Here is a 2,208-nt window from a genome sequence, read left to right as displayed (position 1 = left end):
GCACCACCGGCGGCAGGATCAGCTGCGACAGGAAGAAGAACGAGATGTCCTCGTTCTTGAACCAGGCGAAATGATAGCGATAGCGGGTGAGCCCGTAGGCGGCGAGGCTGCCGATGACGATGGCGAGGCTCGACGCACCGACCGAGGTGATCACCGAATTCATGAAGCGCTTGAGGAACTCCTCGCGCACCGTCGAGGTCTGGAAGATCGAGTCCGGCGACAGGCCGAGCGAGCGCCAGCCTTTCCAGTCCGGCTGAAAGTCGACGAAGGGGATGAGATGGCCCTGCGTGACGTCGACCGCGGTCTTGAACGAGGTTGTCACCGTCCAATAGATCGGGAACAGGCAGATGAACGCCCAGAAGGCCAGCGCGCCATAGATGAAAACGCGGCTGGCGAGGAAGCTCGCCGGCGAGCGGATCTCCGAGGCGACATATTCGGTGGTCTGAACGCTCATCGGGCTTAACTCACCCCCATCTTGCTTTAATTGACATTGCGGACAAAACGGTTGGCGAATTTCAACAGCCACGTGACGAACACGACGATGATCACCAGATAGGCCATCGCCAGCATGGTTCCGTAGCCGACATTCGAGCGGTCGCGATATTCGCGATAGATGAAGCTCGACACGGAATCGGTGGCGCCGCCGGGGCCGCCGGACGTCACGGTGATGATGATATCGGCAAGCTTCAACTTGAAGATGATGCGCAGGATCACCGCCGTCACCGACACCGGCAACATCAGCGGAAAAGTGACCTGCCAGAAGGTCTGCCACGCATTGGCGCCATCGACGCGTGCGGCTTCGAGCACCTCGCGCGACATCGCCTGCAGCCCGGCCAGCAGCATGATCATCATGAATGGGATGAAGGTCCAGGCATCCAGTATCATGATCGATATGCGCGCGATGATCGGGTCGGAGAAGAAGGCGGGATTTTCCCAGCCGAGATGGCGCGCCAGCGTTGCTGCCGGTCCGAACCGGTATTCCATCAGCGACTTGCCGATCATCCACGACACCGCGACCGGGGACAGCATCAGCGGCATCAGGAAGACGACGCGGAAGAATTTTCGCGCCCGGATTTGCGCGTTGAGCAGCAGCGCCAGGCCGAAGGCGATGACATATTCGACCGCCACCGCCAGCACATAGAGCACCATGTTGAACAGCGCGTTGCGGTAGTAGGGATCGGCCAGCATCTGCCAGAAATTGTCGAGCCCGTTGAACTTGCGGCCGCTGAACGAGCTGAGGTTCCAGTCGGTGAGGGCGATGTAGAAACCGAATAGCGTCGGGAAGATCACCATGGCGATGGTGAACAGCAGCGCCGGCAGCAGGAACAGGGCACGCTGGCCGTCTTCGCCGCGCGTCAGCACCTGGCCGACGCCGATCGCCACGCCCCACAGCACATAGGCATAGACGACGGGGCGCCAGGTCTCGAAGCCGATCGTATCGGCGCTGCCCTTGTAGAGGATCTCCAGCACGATCGTCGCCAGCAGGCCAAGCGTCGCAACGGCCATCAGCGTCCAGCCAAGGCGTTTGCGGCCTGGAGAGATCAGATCGGAAGGGCCGGCATCTGCCGGCCACTGGTTCGCGGTCGAAGTCTGGTCAGCCACAAATCTCGCCCGTTTGAAGGCTCTCGAAGAGCCGGAGCCGGTCTAAAGTGGTCCGGCGTTGCCGCCGGACCACGGTTCATAGGCCAGCCTACATGCCGAGCGAAGCTTTGTAGAGCTTGATCTGGTTGTCGCGGCCGATCTGATCGGTCAGCTTCTCCCAGGCCGCCGCGATGGCGTCGGCACCTTCTTGCGCCTTCATCTTGCCGGCGAAAGTGTTGGCCAGGATGTCCTCGGCGGCGCTGTAGTATTGGAAAATGCCGGGGATGCGTGGCTCGATCGCCGCGTTCGGATGGTTGTAGCTGTCTGATTCCGACTTGAGGTAGGAGGTGATGAAGGCCTCGTCGTAGCCGGCCGCCACCCATTCGGGAATGTCGAAATGCGAGTTGCGGTAGGGCTGGAAGCCCGACGGATACATCGCCGTCCAGATCGACAGGTCCTTGCCGCCGAGATGGGCGGCGGCGGACCATGCCGCCTTCTTCTTCTTTTCGTCGGCATCGACGCGGGCCATCACATAGACGCCCCAGCCGAGATAGGCGCAGTTGGGCGCATAGTTCGGGCCGCTGGCGAGCTTGTCCCAGGCGCCGGTCTTCGCATTGTAGACGTCGT

Annotated in this window: 1 protein-coding gene and 2 pseudogenes; all 3 read right to left on the bottom strand. The window is 61.5% G+C overall.

All coding sequences use genetic code 11. From position 1 onward, the window contains the following. Positions 1–454: pseudogene (locus tag EN984_RS31765) on the bottom strand (carbohydrate ABC transporter permease); the annotation flags it as partial. Positions 455–480: 26 nt separating this feature from the next. Next, positions 481–1,602, bottom strand: coding sequence for a sugar ABC transporter permease (locus tag EN984_RS31760; protein WP_127273345.1), 1,122 nt, complete (start codon positions 1,600–1,602; stop codon positions 481–483). An 88-nt stretch (positions 1,603–1,690) separates the two neighbouring features. After that, positions 1,691–2,208, bottom strand: a pseudogene (locus tag EN984_RS31755) (sugar ABC transporter substrate-binding protein); the annotation flags it as partial.

It is taken from the genome of Mesorhizobium sp. M7A.F.Ca.CA.004.12.1.1 (assembly GCF_003997835.1).
In the GTDB taxonomy this organism is placed as follows: Bacteria; Pseudomonadota; Alphaproteobacteria; order Rhizobiales; family Rhizobiaceae; genus Mesorhizobium.
Note: the sequence above shows the minus strand (reverse complement) of the source record. Positions and strands in the feature narration are given on the sequence as shown.